Source organism: Janibacter sp. A1S7 (genome assembly GCF_037198315.1).
Lineage (GTDB): Bacteria > Actinomycetota > Actinomycetes > Actinomycetales > Dermatophilaceae > Janibacter > Janibacter alittae.
In genome coordinates this window covers 1,832,353-1,854,194 of record NZ_CP144913.1, presented here as the reverse complement: position 1 = coordinate 1,854,194, position 21,842 = coordinate 1,832,353, and the positions used below count along the sequence as shown (strand labels likewise).

Here is a 21,842-nt window from a genome sequence, read left to right as displayed (position 1 = left end):
GTGGAACCATGCGACGCGCCAAGATCGTCTCCACGCTCGGCCCCTCGACCTCCACCCCCGACCGCATCCGCGAGCTCGTCACCGCGGGCGTCGACGTGGCGCGGTTCAACCTGTCCCACGGTGACCACTCGATCCACGAGGCGAACTACCGCAGCGTGCGTGCTGCCAGCGACGCCGTCGGTCGCGCCGTCGGTGTCCTCGTCGACCTGCAGGGCCCCAAGATCCGCATCGGCAGGTTCGCCGACGGACCGATCCACCTCAAGGCTGGGGACCACTTCACGATCAGCACCCGGGACGTCCGGGGTGACCAGCAGATCGTCGGTACGACCTACCCCGGCCTGACCGATGATGTGGCCGCCGGTGACCGCGTCCTCGTCGACGACGGCAAGATCAGCCTGACGGTCCGTGAGGTCGACGGGACCGAGGTGCGCTGCGTCGTCGTCTACGGCGGTCCCCTCTCGGACAACAAGGGGATCAACCTGCCCGGTGCCGCCGTGAGCGCCCCCGCCCTGTCCGAGAAGGACGAGGAGGACCTGCGCTGGGCGCTGGGACTGCGCGCGGACTACATCGCACTGAGCTTCGTGCGCTCGCCCCGCGACATCGGCCGCGTGCACGAGATCATGGACGAGGTCGGGGTGCGGCTGCCGGTGATCGCCAAGATCGAGAAGCCACAGGCGGTGGACGCACTCGAGGCGATCATCGATGCCTTCGACGGGATCATGGTCGCCCGCGGCGACCTGGGGGTGGAGATGCCCCTCGAGGAGGTGCCGATCGTGCAGAAGCGGGCCGTCGAGCTGTGCCGCCAGCGTGCCAAGCCGGTCATCGTGGCCACGCAGGTCCTCGAGTCGATGATCGACAACGCCCGCCCGACCCGGGCGGAGGCGTCCGACGCGGCCAACGCCGTGCTCGACGGCGCCGACGCGCTGATGCTCTCGGGGGAGACGGCCGTCGGCAAGTTCCCCGTCGAGGTCGTCACGACGATGTCGCGGATCATCGAGGCGACCGAGGAGGAGGGGCTGGGCCGTATCCGTGACCTGATGGCACCGCCCGCATCCCAGGGCGGTGTCGTCACTGCTGCGGCAGCGGAGGTGGGGGAGGCCCTCGGGGTCAAGTACCTCATCGCCTTCACCCAGCTGGGCGGGAGTGCCCGTCGGCTGGCCCAGGTGCGCTCCGGCCTGCCGATGCTCGCCTTCTCCCCCGTGCAGGACACCCGGTCCCAGCTGTCCCTGGTCTGGGGGATCCAGACCTTCCTCACCGGGCCGGTGACCCACACCGACCAGTATGCCCTCCAGGTCGACGAGCACCTGCTCGGGCTGGGCTGGGTCACGGAAGGGGACCTGGTCGTCATCGTCGCCGGGTCCCCTCCGGGGGTGCCCGGCTCGACGAATGCCTTGCGGGTCCACCGGATCGGTGACGCGAGGAACAAGACGGCGGTCGCCTACGAGGAGGACGCCGCCACCGTGGACGGTGCCCTGCCCGGAGGGATGGGCTGAGGACGGGATCACCGCCGCGGGTCGGTATGCTTGCGGCGCACTCCGGCCGGGGTGGTGGAATGGCAGACACGGAGCACTCAAAATGCTCTGCCCGAAAGGGCGTGCGGGTTCGAGTCCCGCCCTCGGCACCAGGTACGACTCAACGACGAAGGATGGACCATGACGGCGCAGACGGACGGCCGGCAGGGCCAGCGGGTGCTGCTGGCCGAGGACGAGGCGCTGATCCGCCTCGACCTGGCCGAGATGCTCACCGAGGCCGGGTACGAGGTCGTCGGGCAGGCCAGCAACGGGGAGGAAGCCGTCTCCCTGGCCGAGTCGCTGCAACCAGACCTGATCATCATGGACATCAAGATGCCGGTCATGGACGGGCTCACCGCCGCCGAGACGATCGGCGAGCAGCGGATCTGTCCGGTGATCATGCTCACGGCCTTCTCGCAGAAGGAGCTCGTCGAGCGTGCTCGCGACGCGGGCGTGATGGCCTACATCGTCAAGCCCTTCACCGTCTCCGACGTCACGCCGGCCGTCGAGGTGGCGCTCTCGCGCTGGGCGGAGCTGAAGGCCCTCGAGTCCGAGGTCGCGGACCTCGGGGAGCGCCTCGAGACCCGCAAGGCCGTCGAGAAGGCCAAGGGTGTGCTGATGAAGAAGTTGAAGATCTCCGAGGCGGAGGCCTTCCGGTGGATCCAGAAGACGGCGATGGACCGACGTCTGGGCATGCGTGAGGTCGCCGACGCGGTCGTCTCCGGCATGGACAGGGCCTGATCTACCCCAGGACCACCACGAGGTGCGTGAGGACCGGCGCGACGACCAGCGCCGGGAGCATGTCACCCACCGGGATCTGACGGATCCGGAGCAGCCGCAGGGCGATACCGACGAGGATCAGACCTCCCGTCGCGGTCAGCGCGGCGATGTGGGCCTCGGGCAGGACGGCGCCGAGTGCGACTCCGGCGATGGTCAGGGACCCCTGGACGACCGCCACGCTGACGGCCGACATGAGCACCCCGATCCCGAAGGTGGAGGCGAAGGCCAACGCCGCGAAGCCGTCCAGCGCGGACTTCAGCGCGAGCTTGTCGATACCGCGTCCGAGGCCGTCATCCAGGCTGCCGAGGATCGTCAACGGGCCGACGCAGAAGAGCAGGCTCGCGGTCAGCCACCCCTCGATGAATCGTTCACGGGCATCGTGGTCCGACCGGCCCCGGCCCAGGTACCCCTGAACCCGTCCGGCGAGCGCCTCCAGACGGCGCTCTATGCCGGCCAGGGACCCGAGGATGCTGCCGACGAGCAGTGAGCCCAGGACGATGAGTACCGGCGCGCTCGACCCCACGGCCGCGGTCAGGGCCGGGGAGAGCACCTCCATCACCGACAGTGCCGCCATCAGGAGCGTCACCAGCCCGAGGCAGTCGGTGACCACGTCGCGGGTCGCCTGTGGGAGCCGTCCCCCGATGGCCATGCCGGCCAGGGCCCCGATGACGACCGTGATGACGTTGAGGACGGTGCCCGCACCGATGAAGTCCACTCATCCGCCCTTCGTCGTCACTGGTCGGGCCCCTGCGTGGCACCGGTGTCACGGTAGACCGAGATGGTCCCGTCGCGGTGGGCCAGGTCAACGGCGGCGATCTCTGGAGCCGCTCCGGGGACGGCGTCGTGGAGCTCGGGCTCGGTGCTGTCGATGACGAAGAGCTCGTCCGCCTCCTCGGGGGCCGTCCCGGCCCAGAGGTACTCGGCGTCCTCCTCGAAGGGCCAGGAGCTCAGGTAGTGGGGCTCCCACCCGGCCCGGTGCGCTTCCCAGGCGATCGCCGGGGCTGCGCCGAGGGTCGGCACGAACCCGAAGCCGGAGATGCGCACGGCGCGTCCTTGACCGGTGCCCATCTCGGACACGGTCGTGCTGGCGACCGCGCTCATCGAGCGGTTCTCCGACCAGTCGGGCGGCACGGCGAGCACGGAGGCAGCGAGACCACCGACGACGAGGCCGCCCGCCAGTGGCATCGCGATCCGCGCCGGGAGTCGGGGAGTGGCGTTCTCGAGGTAGGCCAGGCCCCGCCACACCAGAGCGGCCCAGGTGAAGGCCGCGACCGGCAGCCAGGTGATGACCCAGTAGGGGGCGGCCGGCCACTCCGGCAACCGGGACGCGGTCGCGATCATGCCGACATTCGCCACCAGTGCGGCACGAGCGGGCCACGCGCTGCTCGCCCGGCCCTGGGGCACCCGCCACCCGGTGCTGATCCCCACGAGGAGGAGGAGCACGACGATCCCGAGGATCGTGCCCACCTGGGTCCCCGTGGTCAGCAGGTCCGGCGAGTAGCGGCGGAACCCGCCCGGTACGGGTGCGAGCAGACTCAGGTGCTCGAGCCCGGCGACCACACCGATCGGATCACCGGAGCCCGCGGTGGCCCAGCGTACGAACTGGCGCACGTTGTTCGGCTGGTGGACGAACAGCTCGAGCATGCTCGGCAGCCACACGAGGACGCCCAGTCCGATGGCCCATCGGCGGGACCGGCGGTGGGCCCGTACGAGGCGGGCCCGGGGCGGCCCCCCGGATCGACGGCTCGCCGGACGGGGTTGGTCCCGGGGCGGCCACAGGGCCACCGTGACCGCGGCCAGCCCGAGGACTCCGGCCAGCGGCAGGAAGGCGAGGTTGCCCTGGGCCAGCAGCGAGACGGCGACGACGAAGGGAGCCAGCGCCCGATGGTCACCACGCGCCAGCGCCCACAGGAGCAGGAGCGCGAGGTAGGTCGGTAGCAGGGGCGCATACGGGTTGAGTGGCCGGAACAACGCCGCCGGCCCGATCGCCCATTGCGCCAGGAGCAGGCCGCTGGTGAAGACGGCGACTCCGAGGGTTCCGCCGAGGCGGCGTGCCCACACGACGGTGAGCACGGATGCGACGGCGGCGATGAGACCGCCCCCGATCACTATCCCCGAGGCGGTGCCCCCGGCCAGGGCCAGGGGGAGCGCGAGCAGGTAGAACTGCAGCGGCCCGAGGTGGTGCGTCGAGAGGCTGACGTCCACGCCGTTGCCGGCCGTGCTGCGCATCCCGGTCAGCGGAAGGTGACCCTCGAGGATCCCGGCGCTGCGCAGGGCGATGGTGGCGTCGTCGCCGGTGGGTGCCCAGTCGTGGGAGATCGCCGTGACGACCGCGAAGAGTGGGGCGAGCAGGACCGCGAGGACGGCCAGGGCGACGAACCGGTCCGCGGGGCCCCAGTCGCGGGGATCGAGGGCGTGCGGGAGGGCTCGGCGGACCACTCAGGCGCCGGGCGGCTGGTCGCGCAGCAGGCACGTGAGCCGGGAGGTGCACGTGCGGCGACCGCTGTCGTCGGTGATCGTGATGTCGTAGCAGGCGAGCGTCCCGCCGAGCGTGACCGGTACGGCCGTCGCCGTCACCCAGCCGGCGCGCGCTGCCCGGTGATGGGTGGCGTTGATGTCCAGACCGACGGAGATCTTGCCCGACCCGGCGCCGTGCATCGCGGAACCGATCGACCCGACCGTCTCGGCGAGGACGACGCTCGCCCCTCCGTGGAGGATGCCGTACGGCTGTGTGTTGCCTTCGACGGGCATGCGGGCGACGACCCGCTCCGGGCTCGCCTCGAGGATCTCGATGCCCATGCGCTCGGGGAGGGCGCCGCGGTGGGCGTTGAGCTCGTCGAGGGAGAAGGCGGTCTTCCCGCGGGGCGCGCTGGTCTCGGTCATCGATGTCTCCTACATCTGTCGTGGTCTTGCACCAGCCTGCCATGAGGACGAGCTGTCGGCACAAGCGCTTAGGCTGGCGCGCGTGAGTCGACTACTGCTGCTGGACGGACATTCTCTGGCCTACCGTGCCTTCTTCGCCCTCCCGGCGGAGAACTTCTCGACGAGCACCGGCCAGCACACCAACGGCGTGTACGGGTTCGTCGCGATGCTGATCAACGTGCTGCGTGACGAGGACCCCACTCACGTGGCCGTGGCCTTCGACGTGTCGCGCGCGACCTTCCGCAGCGCGGAGTACGCCGAGTACAAGGCCGGCCGCAGCGCCACCCCGGATGCCTTCGCCGGGCAGATCCCGCTGCTGCAGGAGGTCCTGGACGCGTTGAACATCAGCCATCTGCAGCTCGAGGGCTACGAGGCGGACGACATCATCGCCACCCTCGCGACCCAGGGACGCGAGTGCGGGATGGACGTCCTCATCTGCTCCGGTGACCGCGACACCCTGCAGCTGATCGACGAGCACACCACCGTGCTCTACCCCAGGAAGGGCGTCTCGGACCTGGCCCGGATGACTCCGGCTGCCGTGACGGATAAGTACGGGGTCGGACCGGAGCGGTACAGCGACCTCGCGGCGCTCGTCGGCGAGGCGAGCGACAACCTCCCGGGTGTCCCCGGAGTCGGACCGAAGACGGCCGCGAAGTGGATCACTGCACACGGTGACCTCCAGGGGATCGTTGCGGCGGTCGACCAGATCGGTGGCAAGGCCGGGCAGTCGCTGCGCGACAACCTCGACCAGGTCCTGCGCAACCGACGTCTCAACGCGCTGGTGCGCGACGCCCCCGTCCCGCTCGAGGTCGCCGACGTCGAGCGGCGGGAGTGGGACCGGGAGAAGGTCCACACCCTCTTCGACAGCCTCGAGTTCCGGGTCCTGCGCGACCGCCTCTTCTCGACCTTCGACACGGCCGAGACCGAGGTCAGCGGTGGCATCGAGGTCGACGGCACGCTCCTCGCCGAGGGCGAGGTGGCCGGCTGGCTCGCGGAGCATGCCGCGGGCCGCCTGGGTGTCGAGGTGATCGGTGAGTGGGGCCGGGGCACCGGCGAGGTCAGCGGCCTCGGCCTGGCCACGGTCGACGGGACGGCGGCGTTCGTCAGCGTGCCCGGTCTCGACGGTGCCGACGAGAAGGCGCTGCGCGACTGGCTCGCCGACACGGAGCGTCCCAAGGTGCTCCACGACGCCAAGGGCCCGATGCTCGCCCTCGCCGCCTCCGGGCTGCCCCTGGCCGGCCTCGCCGTCGACACGGCCATCGCGGCCTACCTCGTCCGCCCGGACCAGCGTTCCTACGACCTGGCCGACCTGGCGGTCCGGCACCTCGGCCGAGACCTCTCCGGTGGCGACGAGGAGCCCCGGGACCAGGGGATGCTGGACTTCTCCGCGGACGACACCGAGGCCGGTCGGGGCGCGATGGTCCGTGCGACAGCCGCCGCGGAACTCGCCGACGTGCTCGAGGCGCAGGTCGAGGAGACCGGTGGCACCGAGCTGATGCGCGCGGTGGAGCTGCCCGTCGTCGGGGTACTCGCCCAGATGGAGACGGCCGGGATCGCCGTGGACCGCGCCGCCCTGGACGGGCTCGAGTCGGACTTCGCCGGCAAGGTGGCCGCCGCCCAGGCTGACGCGTGGGCGGCGATCGGCGACGAGCAGATCAACCTGGGCTCGCCGAAGCAGCTGCAGGCTGTGCTCTTCGACACCCTCGGTCTGCCCAAGACCCGCAAGACCAAGACGGGGTACACCACGGACGCGGATGCCCTCGCGGATCTCTACGCCAAGACGGAGCACCCCTTCCTGGAGGCCCTGCTGCGCCATCGTGACGCCACCCGTCTCCGGGTCACCGTCGAGGGGCTGATCAAGTCCATCGCCGACGACGGGCGGATCCACACGACCTACCAGCAGACGATCGCAGCCACCGGACGGCTGTCCTCGACCGACCCCAACCTGCAGAACATCCCCATCCGTACCGAGGAGGGCCGACGCATCCGCGAGGTCTTCGTGGTCGGGCCCGGGTTCGAGACGCTGATGTCGGCCGACTACAGCCAGATCGAGATGCGCGTCATGGCGCACCTGTCCGGGGACGAGGGGCTCATCGAGGCCTTCCGCACCGGTGAGGACCTGCACCGCTTCGTCGGCGCCCGGGTCTTCTCCGTCCCGCCCGAGGAGGTCTCGCCGGAGATGCGCAGCAAGGTCAAGGCGATGTCGTACGGCTTGGCCTACGGGCTGAGTGCCTTCGGCCTGTCCAAGCAGCTGGGCATCTCCACCGCCGAGGCGAGCGGGCTCATGGAGGAGTACTTCGAGCGCTTCGGCGGGGTGCGCGACTACCTCGAGGAGATCGTCGACCGTGCACGCGCCACCGGGTACACCGAGACGATGCTCGGTCGGCGGCGGTACCTGCCCGACCTGAACAGCGACAACCGTCAGCGTCGCCAGATGGCGGAACGGATGGCGCTCAATGCACCGATCCAGGGGTCCGCAGCCGACATCATGAAGGTGGCGATGTTGCGTGTCGACGAGGCCCTGACCCGCACGGCCCTGAGCTCGCGGGTGCTGCTCCAGGTGCACGACGAGCTGGTCATCGAGGTCGCGTCCGGCGAGGCGGAGCAGGTCGAGGAGCTGGTCCGGGCCGAGATGGGCGCTGCGGTCGAGATGGACGTCCCGCTGGACGTGTCCATCGGGCTGGGGGACAGCTGGCACGACGCCGCCCACTGAGCGGTCGAGACCGAGGTCAGGCCTCGGGACGAAGGGCGTCGGTGAGGTTCTCGCCCGGGGCCACCTGTTGTCCGGTGCCGAGCGCCGAGTCGACGACGTGGGCGGCAGCGCCGATGCGGGCGCCGCGACCGAGCACCGACCGGACCACCTCGGCGCGGTCGTCGACCCGTGCGCCGGGGAGCACGACGGCCGACTCCAGTCGTGTCCCCGCTGCGATGCGTGCGTCGGCGTGGACGACGGTGCCGGCGGACAACCGGGCCCCCGGGGCCACGACGGCGCCCGGCAGCACGAGCGACTCCCCGCGCGGCGTCGGGGCCGCACCCGGCCAGGGGGCGAGCAGCAGGTCGTGGGTGGCCCGCACGAGTGCCGCGGGGGAGCCGACGTCGAGGAAGTAGGCGTCCTCGCGGTGGGCGAGCACGGCCCCGTGCCCGGCGAGCCCGGGGAAGACATCCCGCTCGAGGGAGACGGCCCCGTGGTCGGGGATGGCGTCGAGCAGGGCAGGTCGTACGACGTAGGTACCGGCGTTGACGGTGGGCGAAGGGGGTGTGGGTGACTTCTCGACGAAGGCGGTGATGTACCCGTCGCGATCGGTGAGCACGCTGCCGTACGGCCGGGCGTCGGCCACCTCCCGCACGTGCACGGTGGCGGCCACCGAGGGGGGAGCGGAACGCAGGAGGTCCACCTGGGTGGCGAGGTCGTGCCCGGTGAGCAGGTCCCCGTTGAGGACGATGACGGCCTCGGCGCCGGGAAGGGCCCGTAGCGACTCCCTCAGGCCCCCTCCGGTGCCCAGCGGGGTGTCCTCGACGACAGTGGTGAGGTCGACCCCCTTCGCCCGGAGCGTGGTGACCAGCTGTGCGAAGTCCGCGTGGCGGTACCCGGTGGAGAGGACGACCCGCCCGACACCGGCTCGGGCGAGGGCAGCGATCTGGTGCTCGACCAGGCTCCACGGCCCGACGGGGAGCAACGGCTTGGGGCAGTCCTGTGTCAGCGGGTGCATTCGTCGGCCCAGGCCCCCGGCGAGGATGACCGCGTCGGTGCGGCTCAGGAGAGGTCCTCCCCACGGGAGATCCGCTGCAGGCGTGGCGCGAGCCACCGCCAGAAGACCGGCCCGGACTCGGCCGTGAAGTGGATCCCGTCCTGGTAGAGCGGGACGCCGTTGATCGTGTCGTGGTACTCGCCCCCGGGGCACAGGAGGGAGTGCTGGTCCAGGACCGGCACATCGTTCTCCTGCGCCCACGTCGAGACCGTCTCGTTGAGTGTCGTGACGTACTGCTCGTCGTTCACGCGCTGGATCTCCTCGCTGTTGAACGTCGGCATCTCGTGGCAGGCCAGATTCATCAGCGCGAACTCGCTGTCGTCAGCAGCCGATCGGACCTCATCCAACTCCTGCTCGATGAGATGCACCCAGGCGGGTGAGCCGAACGTGATGACCCGGCCGTCGAGCACTCGGTCGGTCACCATCGTCTGGGCGATGAAGTAGAGGACGACATCGGACGGATCCTTCGCCAATTCCGTGCTCCAACTGTCACGCCACTGCGGGCACCCCTCAGCCTCCGTCAGGACCTTTCCGTCGGCGAAGCGGTTGACGTCGAGGGGGTCGCAGCCTGTGTTGGCGAGGCTCCTCAGGCGCAGGTCCGGGTGATTGGAGGCCGAGAAATTGGTGGTGAGGCTCAATGGCACCGAGTTTCCGATGAAGGTGACCGAGATCATCTCGCCGCCGGGGCGGTACGCGGGCTGGGGGATGGTCAACTCGCTCGACGACGCGGTCGTCGACGCGACGGTGCGGGCCGCAGCCGGTAGCGCGACGGCACCGACGACCAGGGCGGGGACCGCGGCCCAGGCGACCATCGCACTCGCCCGGGGCAACCGGGGCACGAGTGCTCGGATACCCTCCCGGCGAACCGGACGCTCGACATACCGGTAGGACAGCCAGGCCAGGAGTGCGGTGAGCCCCGCCTGCACCACGACCCGTGCTGCGGTCGGGATGGGCAGGACCTGGTCGTTGAGGAAGACGATGAGGGGCCAGTGCCACAGGTACAGGCCGTAGGAGACCACCCCGATCCGCCGTAGTGGCTCCCACGACAGCAGCCTCTGGCTCAGCGAAGCGGCAGGGCTCGACGCGGCGACGAGCACCACGCAGATCGTCAGGGACAGGGGCACGGCCCAGCCCTCGAAGATCGCGCTCTGGGCGGGACCGGCCCACCAGAAGGCGGACAGCACCACGAGGAGCGCCGGGAGGGCGAGCCGGCGGCACCACGTGTCGAGGATCCGGATCCTGTCGCGGTCGATCGCTCCCGGGCCCCCACTGATCAGCGCGGCGACGGCGGCTCCGACGAGCAGCTGGTGGGCACGGGTGTCCGTGCCGTAGTAGACGCGGCTCGGGTCGAGCCCGGGGTGGTGCAGGGAGGCCATCAGCACCGCCGAGGCGACGCTGATGAGTGCGAGGACCGCGACGAGGGTGGCCCGCCGTCGCAGGAGCGCGAGCAGGCCGATCAGGATCACCGGGTAGACGATGTAGAACTGCTCCTCGACCGCCAGCGACCACGCGTGCCGCAACGGTGAGGGGGAGGCCACCTGGCCGAAGTAGGCCTCGTCGCCGAGGACGAAGCGCCAGTTCGCGAGGTACCCGAGGGTGGCCAGGACGTCGCCCGCGACGTGTCCGGTACGTCCCGACACGGTGAGGAAGGTCGCGCCGACGAGAACGGCAGCGAGCACGACGAACAGAGCGGGCAGGAGCCGACGGGCACGGGCGAACCAGAAGCCCACGAGGTTGATGCGGCCGCGTTCACGGCGGTACTCGGCCAGGAGGAGGGCGGTGATGAGGAAACCGGAGATGACGAAGAAGACGTCCACGCCGAACCAGCCTCCGGGCAGGGTCGCCGGCAGGAGGTGGAAGGTGATCACGGAGAGGACTGCGAACGCCCGCAGTCCGTCGATGGCGGGACGGTAGGGAAGGGACGTGTGCGTGGTGGCTGAGATCGTCGCGGTCATGACCTGATTCCGAAGGGGGGCGAGGCCATTATTACCCGACCGGCGGGTAATGTGCGCTCCATGAATGAGCACACCGAGGCGACGTCCACCACACGCCAGATCGCTCCCCTGGCGATCATCCTCGGGATCCCGTTGATCTTTGCGGCGGTGTTCTTCTACACCACCCCCGTCGTCCTCGAGACCGGCGGCCAGCAGGGGATCTTCAAGTGTGGATCCCCGAGCTCACCCAACACCGACGCGAAGAACGTCTGCAACGACCCCGAGACGATCGCCCGGAACAAGGCGATCTACTCCGGTCTCTCCGGGGTCTGCGTGGTGGGGCTGGGAGCGTTCTGGCTGCTGCGCGGTCAGCGCGACGACGAGGACTGGGACGATGACGACGACCGCCCGCGTCGCCGCCGGCAGGACGACATCGACCTGCGCGCCGACACGCGCGACCGCGATGTGGACCTGCGCGACCGCGGCGACGACACACCCCCCACCTCGGAGCGGGGGCGCTCCGAAGGCCTGCGCGGCGCGGAGAACGCACGTGACCGCGCAGCCGATGACGATCTCGACACCGACGTGGCGGACAGTCGCACGGCTCGCCGCCGCGGCGGAGGACGCCGCTCGGTGCTGCGGGACGACGACTTCGCGGACCCGGCTCCCCGACGCCGTGCGGACGACGACTGGTCCTCGGACGGCTGGCGCTGATGCGGGTCGAGGAGTTCCTCGCGGAGGTCGACCGGGCCTTCGACGGGGACCCGCGGACGAGCGCGCCACGCGATCCGCGCTTCGTCGGGATCGCCGAGTCGGTCAACGGCTACACCTCGGCCAACGAGCTCGCGGTGCTGAACGCGGCGGCCCGGGTCATGCCGGTTGACGAGTGCTACCTCGAGGTCGGGAGCTACAAGGGCCGGTCGATGTGCGCCGCGGTCCAGGACGTGGACGACAAGACGTTCTACGTCGTGGAGAACTACCTCGAGTTCGGGATGCAGGGTCGGGCGGCCCGCGTGGAGCTCGAGCGCAACCTCGCCACCTACGCCGCCCACGCGGACGTGCGCCTCATCGAGGGCAACTGCTTCGCGCTGCTGCGTCGTCCGGGGATCGTCGACAGGCCCGTCGGGGTCTACTTCTACGACGGGGAGCACACCGGGCTCTCGCACTACCTCGCGTTGGGCATCATCGAGCCGTGGCTGGCGGACGAGGCGATCATCCTCGTCGACGATGCGAGCTACCCGATGGTGAGCGGTGCGCACGAGGAGTTCATCGCGCGACACCCGCAGTGGCGCGTCGAGCGCCGCTGGGATGCCGAGGTCAACGGGGATCCGCGGTGGGCCAACGGTCTGCACGCCCTGAGCTTCCGCCGCGACGCGGCGACGGCACGGGGGAGCGCGGAGTCCTGGGACGTGCGGTGGCGTCGTCTGGCCTACCTGGCCTCGCTCGGGCCCGGCCAGAAGGCGGCCTGGAAGGCGATCCACCACTTCCCCGGGCTCATCCCGCTGGCCAAGACGCTCTACCCGTCGAAGAAGGCCAGCCAGATCGACCCGGGCTGACCGGGTCCTCCACAGTTCACTCCCGCGTCATCCCGAGCGCCTCCGCCGTCTCGGCCGAGTCCGGGGAGGGGGTCATCCCACCTCTGGGCACTCGCGCCAGACCGATGAGGGCGACCACCCCAGCGGTGCCGCCCACGGTGGCGAAGATCTCGTAGGGCGAGCTGTTGAAGACGACGAGGACGAGGGCGGCCTGCACAGCGGCGGCGAGCCAGACCACGACCGTCATGACGTGGTCGCCGCGGCTCATCCCGGCGAAGAGCCACACCTGCACGACGGCCCACAGGGTCCCGGTGACGGCGGCCCACACCAGGAGCGGCTCGGCGTCGACGAACGCCGAGCCACCCGAGAGCGCAACGAGCGGTCCGGGCAGCAGCGCGCACCCGAGGGAGACGACGGAACCGATGAGCAGCACACCCAGGGCGGAGCGGTGCAGCGTCGCGCGCACCTGCCCGCCGGTGCGGGAGTCCGCGAGGATGGGCACGATCGCCAGTGCGACGAACTGGGTCCCCCAGAAGACGACCTTGCCGAACAGTGCGGCCAAGGCGTACGAGCCGCTGTCGTGGTCGGTCAGGACCGTGCGAGCGAGCACCACGTCAAGGCTCGACAGGGCCATCAGGCCGGCGAGCGCGACATTGCTGCGGACGAGATCGTCGAGCAGCACCAGGACCCGTGGTGCACGGGATCCGGTGCCCAGGTCCCTGCGGGCGAGCGCCAGGGCGACGCCGACGGTGGCCACCGACGCGACCAGGGTGGCCCCGAAGACCTCGGCCACGTCGAATCGCCAGCCGACCGCGATCCCCGCGGCGGCGAGGCGGGTTCCCGCCGTCACGAGGTAGACGAGGGAGAGGCGCCCGTAGGCCTCACGTCCGAGCAGCACGCCCTGCAGGGCGCCGGTGACGGTCATCGGCGGCAGCATCAACGCCAACCAGACGACCGACCAGGCGGTCTCGAGGCGCAGGAGGTCGCGGAGCAGGGGGGACAGGGCGATGGTGATCACGGCGAGGAGCACACCGACGACGAGGGAGCTCCTCAGCCCGGTCACGTGACGGTGCTGGGCACGGTGCGTGCGGGTCTGACGACGGGCCACGATCACCTGGAACGCGCCGGCGGGCATCGCGAGCAGGACACCGTAGGTGTTCAGCGCGGAGTATCCACCGAAATCAGCGGGCCCCAGTGTCGCCGAGACCAGGGCGACGAAGACGTAGCCCATGACGTTGGCCAGTCCCATGGCGACGCCGAGGGTCAGCCCGGCGGTCGGCAGCATCCGGCGAGCGCGCGACGACATGGCACTCCTGATGCGGTCGTTGATGGGGGGCGGGTCCGATGTTACGCCCCGGTAGCGGGGTCAGCGCCGTCGGTTAGGATCGCTCGACCGGCGCGCTGCAGGTGCGTCACACTCCAGAACCGGACGAGAGGAGACGTCAGCGTGCGCAGCCGGCTCCGGCTACCCAGCGCGGTCTCCGTGCGGACGGTCTCGGTCATCCTCCTCGTCGTCCTGGCAGTCATCGTCTTCGGCAACAGCTGGGGTGTCTTCCAGACCGACATCAAACCAGAGGTCTACCTCAACCCCGGCGAGATGCTGCCGCGGTACCTGTCGGCGTGGACCTCCTCGCCCTATCTCGGATCGCCGAACTTCAACGTGGGACTGGTCCCGGTCCTGGCCACGACAGCACTCCTGCGCGGCATCGGGCTCGACCCCGAGCTGGCCTTCAAGGTCTACCACCTCATCCTCTGGGCCCTGGCCGCATGGGGGACCAACCGCCTCCTGCGCACCCTCGTCCCCGGCGCGAGCGTCTGGGCCGGCCTGCTCGCGGGGGTGGCCTACATCGCCAACCCCTACGCGGTCGCCGCGGGCAGCACCCTGGCGGTCGCCCTGCCGATGGCCCTGCTGCCCTGGCTGCTCGTCGCGGTGACGAAGTCGTTGCGCGACCCGTCGAGCTGGGCGTGGCCGGCAGCGGTCGGGCTGGTCTTCTTCGCCATGAGCGGGATGAACGTCGGTGTCATCCCCGTCTACCAACTCCTGCTCGTCATCCCGGTGGCCCTCTACGTACGGGCCGAGCAGGGGCTGCCCTGGTCCCGGGTGGCGGCCTCCCTGGGCAAGAGCGCCCTCTTCGTCATCGTCGTCTCGCTCTACTGGTTGATCCCCGGTGCGGCTGCCACGGACACGGGAGCCCGGATCGCCGCCGGGTCGGAGTCGCTGGACGGGATCGCCCGGACCAGCTCCTTCGTCGAGGTGCTGCGCGGGCTGGGTCTGTGGTCGTACTACGGGTCGGGAGACGCCGGCCCGTGGCTGCCACAGTTCGCCATGTACTTCACCAGCGCCGTGATCATCCTGCTGACCATGCTCTGGCCCGCGCTGGCCCTCTTCTCGCTGAAGGTGGCACCGGCACGTCTGGCCCGGCTGTCGGCGGTGGCCACCGGCATGGTGGCGGTGATCATGGTCGGGATCTACCCCGGGGGCAACGGTGGCTCGCTCGTCGCGGTCGTGCTGCGTCAGCTCTTCGAGCACGTCGGGCCGCTCGTGGCCTTCCGCACCACCAACAAGGTCGGCGCAGGTCTGGCACTGGCCTTCGCGCTCGTGATCGGGTGGGCGATCATCCGCCTGCTGCCCGCCGTGGTCCGACGCCCGGGCGGTGCCCCGATCGTCGGCACCCTGGGCACGGCGACCGTGATCGCGTTGATCGCCCCCGCCGTGAGCGGCAACCTCTACGTCTCGCCGTTGGACGTCCCGGACTACTGGCAGGAGGCGGCCGACGCCGTTGACACGGGCGACCCCAACCACAGGGTGCTCCTCCTGCCCGGCCAGACCAGGTCCGACTACCGCTGGAGTCTCGAGCGACCGGACGATCTGCCGAACTCCCTGTTCGAGCGCGACGCCGTCATCCCCGAGACGACCCCCAACACCTCGCGGTGGGGCGGCAACTATCTCGCGGCGTTGAGCACCACCCTGCAGTCGGGGACGTCCGGGAGCACCGACATCTCCCCCTTCGCCCGCTACCTGGGGGTGGACCACGTCCTGCTGCGTCACGACGTGGAGTGGGAGGACTCCGGAGGGGCCCGCCCGGCACACAACGCCGAGGCGCTGAGTGAGGACGAGGGCCTGCAGGGACTGCGGAACTTCGGCGAGTCGGGTCAGAACATGTTCACCCGGTCCTTCCCGCCGCAGTCCCAGACGGAGGCCCTCCTGCCACCGCTGCAGCTGTATGGCGTCGAGCAGTCCCGGGGGATGGTGCGCGCGACCCCCGCCACCGGCACCGTCGTCGTGGCCGGGGACGCGTGGGCCATTCCACCGATGGCCCAGCAGGGGCTGCTCTCCGGCTCACCGGCGATGCGCTACGCGCAGGACGTCTCGCAGGAGGACCTTCGTCATCTCCTCGAGCAGGGCTCCCGCATGGTCGTCACCGACACCAACCAGCGTCGTGAAGCCATCACCAACCGGTTGACGGCGAACCAGGGAGCCGTGCTGCCCCCGGACGAGGAGCCGGCGATCACTCGGGCCCTGGGCGATGCGCAGGACCAGAGCACCCTCGCCACGAGCGGTGTGCTGGTCGACGCCACCAGCGCGGGCGGCGCCTTCTTCGACCTGCCCTACGGGGTCGCGGAGAACGCCGTCGACGGGGACCCGTCGACCTCGTGGATCTTCGGTGACTTCCGTCGGGCGAAGGGCGAGTCGCTCACCCTCCGGCTGCCGGAGCAGCGCCCACTGGACACGGTGAGGATCGACACCATGTCGGTGGGCGACGTGGCGATCTCCTCCCTGGACGTGCGCGCGGGCGATGTGGCGCGGACGGTCGAGGTCGACGGCGAGGGCACGGCGACGATCGACCTGGGAGGCGTGAGCACCGACGAGGTGGAGCTGACCGTCGCGGGGTTGAGGGGCGAGGGCGTCAGCCTGGTGGGGATCTCGGAGATCGACCTCGGCGATGACGACCTCGTCGCCGAGCGCGCGATCGAGACTCCCGACACCTTCTCGCGCCTGTACGGCCAGCTGTCCGCCCGTGAGCGCCAGGACTTCGCGGACGCCCCGCTCGACGTGCTCTTCACCCGGGTGGAGAACACATCGGACCCGGACGACGACACCGAGACCGACCTGCGCCGCAACTTCACGCTCCCGGACGAGCGGACCGTCGAGCTCGGCGCCCGCGTGCGTGTCCGCGGTGACCTCGAGTCGGCGGCCGACCGGCTCTCCGGGATGGACGACACCTACCGTGCCCGCTCCAACCGCACGTACTTCGACTCGCTGGCCCGCCGTGCCTCCAAGGCCGCAGACGGATCGGCACGGACCGCGTGGGTCCCCGGTGGCGAGATCACCGAGGCGTGGTGGCAGCTCACCGGGCCGCAGCGAGACCTCTCCCGGGTGACCGTCACGCAGAAGCCGGGGCCCGGCGACGAGGACGACACGGCGTGGGCGACCACCGCCACCGTGCTCGTCGACGGCGAGGAGGTCGCGACCGGGAAGCTCGGCGAGGGCACGGCCTCGATCGACCTGCCACCCGGCACGAGCGGGGAGAGCGTCCGCCTGCGGATCGACGCGGTGGACGGGGCGCAGGGTGAGCGCCCCGCGCGGTTCGTGAGCATCGACACCGGCGCCACGATCACCCGTGGAGGACCCGCACGCCCGTGCGTCGCGGTCGCCACCATCGACGGGGAGCCCGTGCGCATGCGGCCGGCGGACCCCGAGCAGATCGGCGGGACCGATGGCTACGGCACACCCTGGGGCGGGTGCGAGGAGCAGACGTTCGTCTGGGGTGAGCACCGGCTGCGGCCGGTCGAGGACTTCCAGCTCGACGAGCTGAGCCTGCGCGACGTCCGGGGGAGCGAGGTCGTCGAGGAGGTGCCGTCGCCGGTCGTCGAGGTGCAGCGGGAGACATTCACCTCGTCCATGACCGTCGACGTCGGACCGGCGCAGGAGCCCTACTTCCTGTCCATCGGTCAGGGCTACGACCCCCGCTGGAACGCGACCCTCGAGGACGGCACCGACCTGGGTGAACCGGTCGTCGTCAACGGGTACGCCGTCGGCTGGTACGTCGACGACCTCGATGCGCACAGCGTGCACATCGGATACGGGCCGCAGCGCGCAGCGAACGTCGCCCTCGTGCTCTCCGGTCTCGGCCTGCTGGTGGCACTCGCGGTCTTCTTCGCCCCCCTCGTGCGGCGTCGAGTCGCCAGCCTGCGCACCGAGCGGGAGACTGAATGGGGCCAGGCGCCCGGCGGGACGTCTGCCTCCTCGCACGAGGACCCGTCCTCGACCACGGGCGATGATGACGCGTTCCTCGCCGGCGACGTCCCCGGAGACGATCCCTTCCACAGCGGTGACGGCGCCGGTGCGGGTGGGGATCCCGAGCCCGATCCGCAGGTGCGTCACCGCCGCGTCACCCGGGGGCTGACCGAGCTGCTGACGCAGCAGCACGGTGGTCGACGACTGGCGGTCGAGGCGGGAGTCGTCCTGGGCACCGCTGCCCTGACCGGGATCGGCGGCGGCCTGGCTGCGCTGGCGGTCGTGCTGCTCGTGCGTCGCGGGAGCCCGCGGCCGGGCTTGGTCATCGCGACCGGCGCCGGACTCGTCCTCCTCTCCGCGGCCGCCTTCGTCCTGTACGCGGCGGTCGTCACCGACACCTTGGGTACGGTCGATGCCGATGCGGTCAAGTCGGCCCTCGTGCCCCACCACATCGCCGGTGCCGGACTCGTGCTCGCCGTCCTCGGCACCTTCATGCGCCACGATCCACCAGAGGAGACCGACCCGTGACCTCCGTGACAGTCGTCGTCCCGACCCGCAACAACGTGCGCACGATCAAGGCGTGCCTGCACTCGGTCGTCGATCAGACCCACCCCGACGTCGAGCTGATCGTCGTGGACAACCACAGCACCGACGGCACCGCGCAGATCGCCGAAGGGATCGCCGACCGGGTCATCACCGCCGGGCCGGAGCGCTCGGCGCAACGCAACACCGGCGTGCGCGCCGCGACGTCCGACTGGGTGCTGTGGCTCGACAGCGACATGATCCTCCCACCCAGGACGATCGCCCTGGCGCTGGAGACGGCGCACGCGACGGGCGCGCTCGGGATCGCCCTGCCGGAGCGCACGATCGGCGACGGGTTCTGGACGGCGTGCCGTGCCCTGGAGCGCGAGTGCTACCTCGACGACCCCTGGCTGCACAACCCGCGACTGGTGCGGCGTGACTACCTCCTGGGGGAGGGAGCCTTCCACCCGGACATGTCGGGGCCCGAGGATGCCGACCTGCGGATGAAGATGCGCTCCAGCGGAGCCGGCATCGAACTGGCCCCGATCATCATCGACCACGACGAGGGCCGGCTCACGGTCAGCGACGTGATGCGCAAGCGGTACTACTACGGTCGCAGCATTCCTGCCTTCGCCCGCGAGCACGACGGTGCTGTGACGGCCCAGGGCCGTGCCGTCATGAAGTCCTACGTGCGCAACCACCGACTCCTGCTGCGGCAGCCCGCGCATGCTGCGGGGATGGTCGTGCTGCGCGCCCTTGAGGCGGGCGGCTATGCGCTCGGTGCCCACCGGGGACGCCGGGACCGGGCCGGGCAGGCGCGACGATGAGTCCCGGGCCCGACGACGTGCGGCGCATGCTGTGGGTCTCGCTCCCCGACCAGCGACCCCGTCGCGAGCTGTACTGGATGTCGCGCATGCCCGGCACCCGGGTCCGGGCGATGGCCCGACAGGAACCCGTGGGTGAGGTCGACTGGATCCCGAGCACCTACCGCCGCCCCATCAAGCGCTTCGTCGAGGCGGGCGCCCTGGCCTGGGTCCGCGGCCTGGACCAGCAGGACCCCCGGCAGCACGACTGGGTCACCTCGCTCGAGCTGTGCTCCCTCGTGACCGGTCAGGCGTCCGCCTGGCGGCGGGCCGCCCGCACCGCCGGGGCGTCCCGTCCGCTGCAGGCGGTGATCACCTGGGAGAACCTGCCCGACCAACCCCTGTACCGGCTCCCGCCGTACCGTCAGGCCCTGAACTCCTGTCGGGACGCCGACCTGCTCCTGTGCATGGTCGACGCGGCCAAGGACCACCTGGTGGCCAATGGGTTCGATGAGGAGCTGATCCGGGTGGTCAAGCCGGGGGTGGACACGCAGCTGTTCCACCCCGCGCCCACGCCGACGCAGGAGCCCGTCGTCGTCTTCGTCTCGCCGTTGGCGGCGAACAAGGGCATCGACCGCGTCCTGCAGGCCATGCGCATCGTGCGCCGCTCGATCCCGCAGGCCCGCCTGCGGGTTGCCGGGAGAGGCCCTCTGGAGCACCTCGTGCGGGCCGAGGCCGAGGACCCGCGCACCGGGGTCGAGTTCATGGGGTCGTTGGACACGGCCGGGGTGGCCGCACTCATGCGGTCCGCCGCAGTCTTCACGACGGCGCCGCGGCCGACATGGAAGTGGACCGAGCAGCTCGGCCTGGCCTACCTCGAGGCACTGGCCAGCGGGCTGCCCGTCGTCACGACCCGGTGCGGCACCAACGACGAGGCGGTGCATCCGCCGAACCATCTCGTGGAGGACTCGGCCGAAGCCGTGGCCGACGGGATCCTGCACCATCTGTCCGACCCCATCCGACGTGCTGAGGTCGGGGCGGCCAACCGACGTCATGCCCTGACCCACCACGATCTGGCGACGCAGTGCGTGGCCATGGGCACGGCATTCAGCGAGGTCGAGGCCCTGCACCGGTCGAGCTGATGGACCGCACACCTTCCCGGTTTCGGCCAATGTCGGTCGGGGGCTGCGTCGGCCTCGTGCTGGGCGTCCTCGTCCTGGGCCCGGCACTGGTGCCGGGCTACACCCTGCACTACGACCTCGTCTTCGTCCCGGACCTGCCGGTGTCGGCACGCACCCTCGGTGTCGACGGCACCGTGCCGCGAGCCGTCCCCAACGACCTGCTGGTCGCGCTGGCGTCCCTGGCCCTGCCGGGATGGGTGGTGCAGAAGGTGATCCTCCTGGGCGGCTTCGTGCTCGGTGGCGCCGGGGTCGGTCGGTTGGCCGCCACCCGGGTGGGTGCCGTGGCGGCTGCCACGTGGTGGTCGTGGAACCCGTGGGTGGGTGAACGGCTCGGCATCGGTCACTGGGGCTACCTCGTCGGCTTCGCCCTGCTGCCGTGGGTCCTCGTGGCGGCCGCACGACTGCGGTCCTCGGGGAAGGGGGTCGCCGCCCTCGTCGTGACGCTCACGGCGTCGGCGCTCGCCGGTTCGACCCCCGGGATCATCGCGACGATCCTCGCGGCGGTGGTGGTACTGGTCCCGGGTGGATCGGTACCACCCCACCCACGGCACCTGGCGATCGTCGCCGGGACGGCTCTGCTGGCCAATGCCTCGTGGTGGTACCCCTTCCTGCGCTCGGCCTCCCACGCGGCCGACCCGGCCGGTGCGAGCGCCTTCGCCGCGACGGCCGACACCCCCTTCGGAGCCCTCGGCTCGCTGCTCCTCGGTGGGGGCCTCTGGCACGAGGGCACGTGGTTCGTCGAACGTACGACCTGGCCGGTGGCCGCGGGTGCGTTGCTGGCGGTGCTCGCCCTGCTCCTGCTCTGTGTCCGCCGCCGGCACTGGTGGGTCGACCCGCTCTCGCGGGGCGCCACGATGGCCGGCGTCCTGGGGTTGGTGCTGGCGGCGCTGGGGGCCCTGCCGGGAGGTCCGGTCCTCCTCGAGGCCGTCGTCACGACCGTCCCCGGCGGTGGCATCCTGCGTGACGCCCAGAAGTTCGCGGCCCTGTGGGTGCTCCTCCTCGCGGTCGCCACGGCGCGAGTGGTCGACCGGGTCCGTCTGGACCGACTCCCGGTGGTCCTGCTGACCGTGGCCGTGGTCTGGCCCGTGGCGACCCTCCCGACACTGGCATGGGGGCACTGGGGGGCGTGGGGCAGTGTCGGGTGGCCTAACGAGGTCGAGCTCGTGACCGATCGGCTGTCGACCTCGGCCGATGCGGTGGCGGTCTTCCCGTGGTCGACCTACCGGCGCTACGACTGGAACGACGACCGGGTCGTCCTCGACCCGTGGAACCGCCTCCTGCCGCAGCGGGTCGTCTCCGACGACCGACTGGCCCTGCGTGGCGAACGGACCGTGGCGGGGGAGGACCCTGCGGCGGCTGCCGTGACCACCTCCTTGGCGGACGGGACGGACACGGTCGAGTTGCTGAGGCAGGAGGGCGTGCGGTGGGTCGTCGTCCAGACCGACCAACCGGCGCCGCCGCGGTCGGTGCCCGACCTGCCCGGTGAGCCGGTCCTCGTGGCCGGTGACCTCGAGGTCCACGACCTAGGGGCCACGGACGCGACGGCCACCTCGCGTGGTCCCCTGGTGGGTGCGGGTCTGGCCGGTACGCTGGTTGCCGTGCTCGTGGCCGTCGCTCTGCTGGCGCGGTCACGTCGCGATGAGACCTGACGCACGCCTGTTGGGGT

15 protein-coding genes and 1 tRNA gene are annotated in these 21,842 nt (G+C 71.0%); 10 read left to right on the top strand and 6 right to left on the bottom strand.

The annotated features are described in order from the left end of the window. Window positions 1-8 precede the first annotated feature (8 nt). The 3 genes from pyk (at window position 9) to V1351_RS08810 (ending at window position 2,252) form a co-directional block, all read left to right on the top strand. Entirely contained in the window at window positions 9-1,493 is a 1,485-nt protein-coding gene (pyk, locus tag V1351_RS08820) for a pyruvate kinase (protein ID WP_338747789.1), read from the top strand. A gap of 45 nt (window positions 1,494-1,538) precedes the next feature. After that, window positions 1,539-1,624 (top strand) — tRNA-Leu (locus V1351_RS08815). Window positions 1,625-1,652: 28 nt separating this feature from the next. Next, window positions 1,653-2,252 (top strand): ANTAR domain-containing response regulator, encoded by a 600-nt coding sequence (locus tag V1351_RS08810; RefSeq protein ID WP_338747788.1) that lies wholly within the window; start codon window positions 1,653-1,655, stop codon window positions 2,250-2,252. A 1-nt stretch (window position 2,253) separates the two neighbouring features. Here the strand turns inward: V1351_RS08810 and V1351_RS08805 are convergent, their stop codons facing one another. The 3 genes from V1351_RS08805 to V1351_RS08795 are packed head-to-tail and all read right to left on the bottom strand — an operon-like array spanning window position 2,254 to window position 5,174. Further along, complete coding sequence (locus V1351_RS08805; RefSeq protein ID WP_338747787.1) at window positions 2,254-3,006, bottom strand: DUF554 domain-containing protein; 753 nt, start codon at window positions 3,004-3,006, stop codon at window positions 2,254-2,256. Window positions 3,007-3,023: 17 nt separating this feature from the next. Further along, on the bottom strand, window positions 3,024-4,730 hold the full coding sequence (locus tag V1351_RS08800; RefSeq protein WP_338747786.1) for a hypothetical protein: 1,707 nt from the start codon (window positions 4,728-4,730) through the stop codon (window positions 3,024-3,026). Continuing rightward, window positions 4,731-5,174, bottom strand: a complete 444-nt coding sequence (locus V1351_RS08795) for a PaaI family thioesterase (RefSeq protein WP_338747785.1) — start codon at window positions 5,172-5,174, stop codon at window positions 4,731-4,733. 82 nt (window positions 5,175-5,256) lie between these two features. On the opposite strand from V1351_RS08795, the gene polA reads away from it, so the two are divergent. Then, window positions 5,257-7,926, top strand: coding sequence for a DNA polymerase I (gene polA / locus V1351_RS08790; RefSeq protein WP_338747784.1), 2,670 nt, complete (start codon window positions 5,257-5,259; stop codon window positions 7,924-7,926). A 16-nt stretch (window positions 7,927-7,942) separates the two neighbouring features. Here the strand turns inward: polA and V1351_RS08785 are convergent, their stop codons facing one another. Then, window positions 7,943-9,019: an NDP-sugar synthase gene (locus V1351_RS08785; protein ID WP_338747783.1), complete on the bottom strand. Its 1,077-nt coding sequence runs from the start codon at window positions 9,017-9,019 to the stop codon at window positions 7,943-7,945. Next, window positions 8,968-10,917, bottom strand: a complete 1,950-nt coding sequence (locus tag V1351_RS08780; RefSeq protein ID WP_338747782.1) for an acyltransferase family protein — start codon at window positions 10,915-10,917, stop codon at window positions 8,968-8,970. Before V1351_RS08780 ends, V1351_RS08785 begins: the two co-directional genes overlap by 52 nt. 60 nt (window positions 10,918-10,977) lie before the next feature. On the opposite strand from V1351_RS08780, the gene V1351_RS08775 reads away from it, so the two are divergent. Continuing rightward, complete coding sequence (locus V1351_RS08775; protein ID WP_338747781.1) at window positions 10,978-11,610, top strand: hypothetical protein; 633 nt, start codon at window positions 10,978-10,980, stop codon at window positions 11,608-11,610. Then, window positions 11,610-12,452 carry a class I SAM-dependent methyltransferase gene (locus tag V1351_RS08770; protein WP_338747780.1) on the top strand — a complete coding sequence of 281 codons (843 nt, stop codon included), beginning with the start codon at window positions 11,610-11,612 and terminating at the stop codon, window positions 12,450-12,452. Before V1351_RS08775 ends, V1351_RS08770 begins: the two co-directional genes overlap by 1 nt. A gap of 16 nt (window positions 12,453-12,468) precedes the next feature. Here the strand turns inward: V1351_RS08770 and V1351_RS08765 are convergent, their stop codons facing one another. Further along, window positions 12,469-13,737, bottom strand: a complete 1,269-nt coding sequence (locus V1351_RS08765) for an oligosaccharide flippase family protein (protein WP_338747779.1) — start codon at window positions 13,735-13,737, stop codon at window positions 12,469-12,471. Between the two features lie 141 nt (window positions 13,738-13,878). Between V1351_RS08765 and V1351_RS08760 the strand changes: the two genes are divergently transcribed. The 4 genes from V1351_RS08760 to V1351_RS08745 are packed head-to-tail and all read left to right on the top strand — an operon-like array spanning window position 13,879 to window position 21,825. Continuing rightward, entirely contained in the window at window positions 13,879-18,198 is a 4,320-nt protein-coding gene (locus V1351_RS08760; protein WP_338747778.1) for an alpha-(1->3)-arabinofuranosyltransferase domain-containing protein, read from the top strand. After that, window positions 18,195-19,019: a glycosyltransferase family 2 protein gene (locus V1351_RS08755; protein WP_338747777.1), complete on the top strand. Its 825-nt coding sequence runs from the start codon at window positions 18,195-18,197 to the stop codon at window positions 19,017-19,019. Before V1351_RS08760 ends, V1351_RS08755 begins: the two co-directional genes overlap by 4 nt. Beyond that, a complete protein-coding gene (locus V1351_RS08750) occupies window positions 19,016-20,137 on the top strand; it encodes a glycosyltransferase family 4 protein (RefSeq protein ID WP_338747776.1) in 1,122 nt (373 codons plus the stop codon). Before V1351_RS08755 ends, V1351_RS08750 begins: the two co-directional genes overlap by 4 nt. Beyond that, window positions 20,137-21,825, top strand: a complete 1,689-nt coding sequence (locus V1351_RS08745) for a hypothetical protein (protein WP_338747775.1) — start codon at window positions 20,137-20,139, stop codon at window positions 21,823-21,825. Before V1351_RS08750 ends, V1351_RS08745 begins: the two co-directional genes overlap by 1 nt. Window positions 21,826-21,842: the final 17 nt, after the last annotated feature.

Coding starts and splice junctions, on each gene's coding strand:
- V1351_RS08810 (WP_338747788.1), top strand. CDS start 1,653: ATGACGGCGCAGACGGACGGCCGGCAGGGCCAGCGGGTGCTGCTGGCC.
- pyk (WP_338747789.1), top strand. CDS start 9: ATGCGACGCGCCAAGATCGTCTCCACGCTCGGCCCCTCGACCTCCACC.
- V1351_RS08775 (WP_338747781.1), top strand. CDS start 10,978: ATGAATGAGCACACCGAGGCGACGTCCACCACACGCCAGATCGCTCCC.
- V1351_RS08770 (WP_338747780.1), top strand. CDS start 11,610: ATGCGGGTCGAGGAGTTCCTCGCGGAGGTCGACCGGGCCTTCGACGGG.
- V1351_RS08745 (WP_338747775.1), top strand. CDS start 20,137: ATGGACCGCACACCTTCCCGGTTTCGGCCAATGTCGGTCGGGGGCTGC.
- V1351_RS08780 (WP_338747782.1), bottom strand. CDS start 10,917: ATGACCGCGACGATCTCAGCCACCACGCACACGTCCCTTCCCTACCGT.
- V1351_RS08765 (WP_338747779.1), bottom strand. CDS start 13,737: ATGTCGTCGCGCGCTCGCCGGATGCTGCCGACCGCCGGGCTGACCCTC.
- V1351_RS08795 (WP_338747785.1), bottom strand. CDS start 5,174: ATGACCGAGACCAGCGCGCCCCGCGGGAAGACCGCCTTCTCCCTCGAC.
- V1351_RS08750 (WP_338747776.1), top strand. CDS start 19,016: ATGAGTCCCGGGCCCGACGACGTGCGGCGCATGCTGTGGGTCTCGCTC.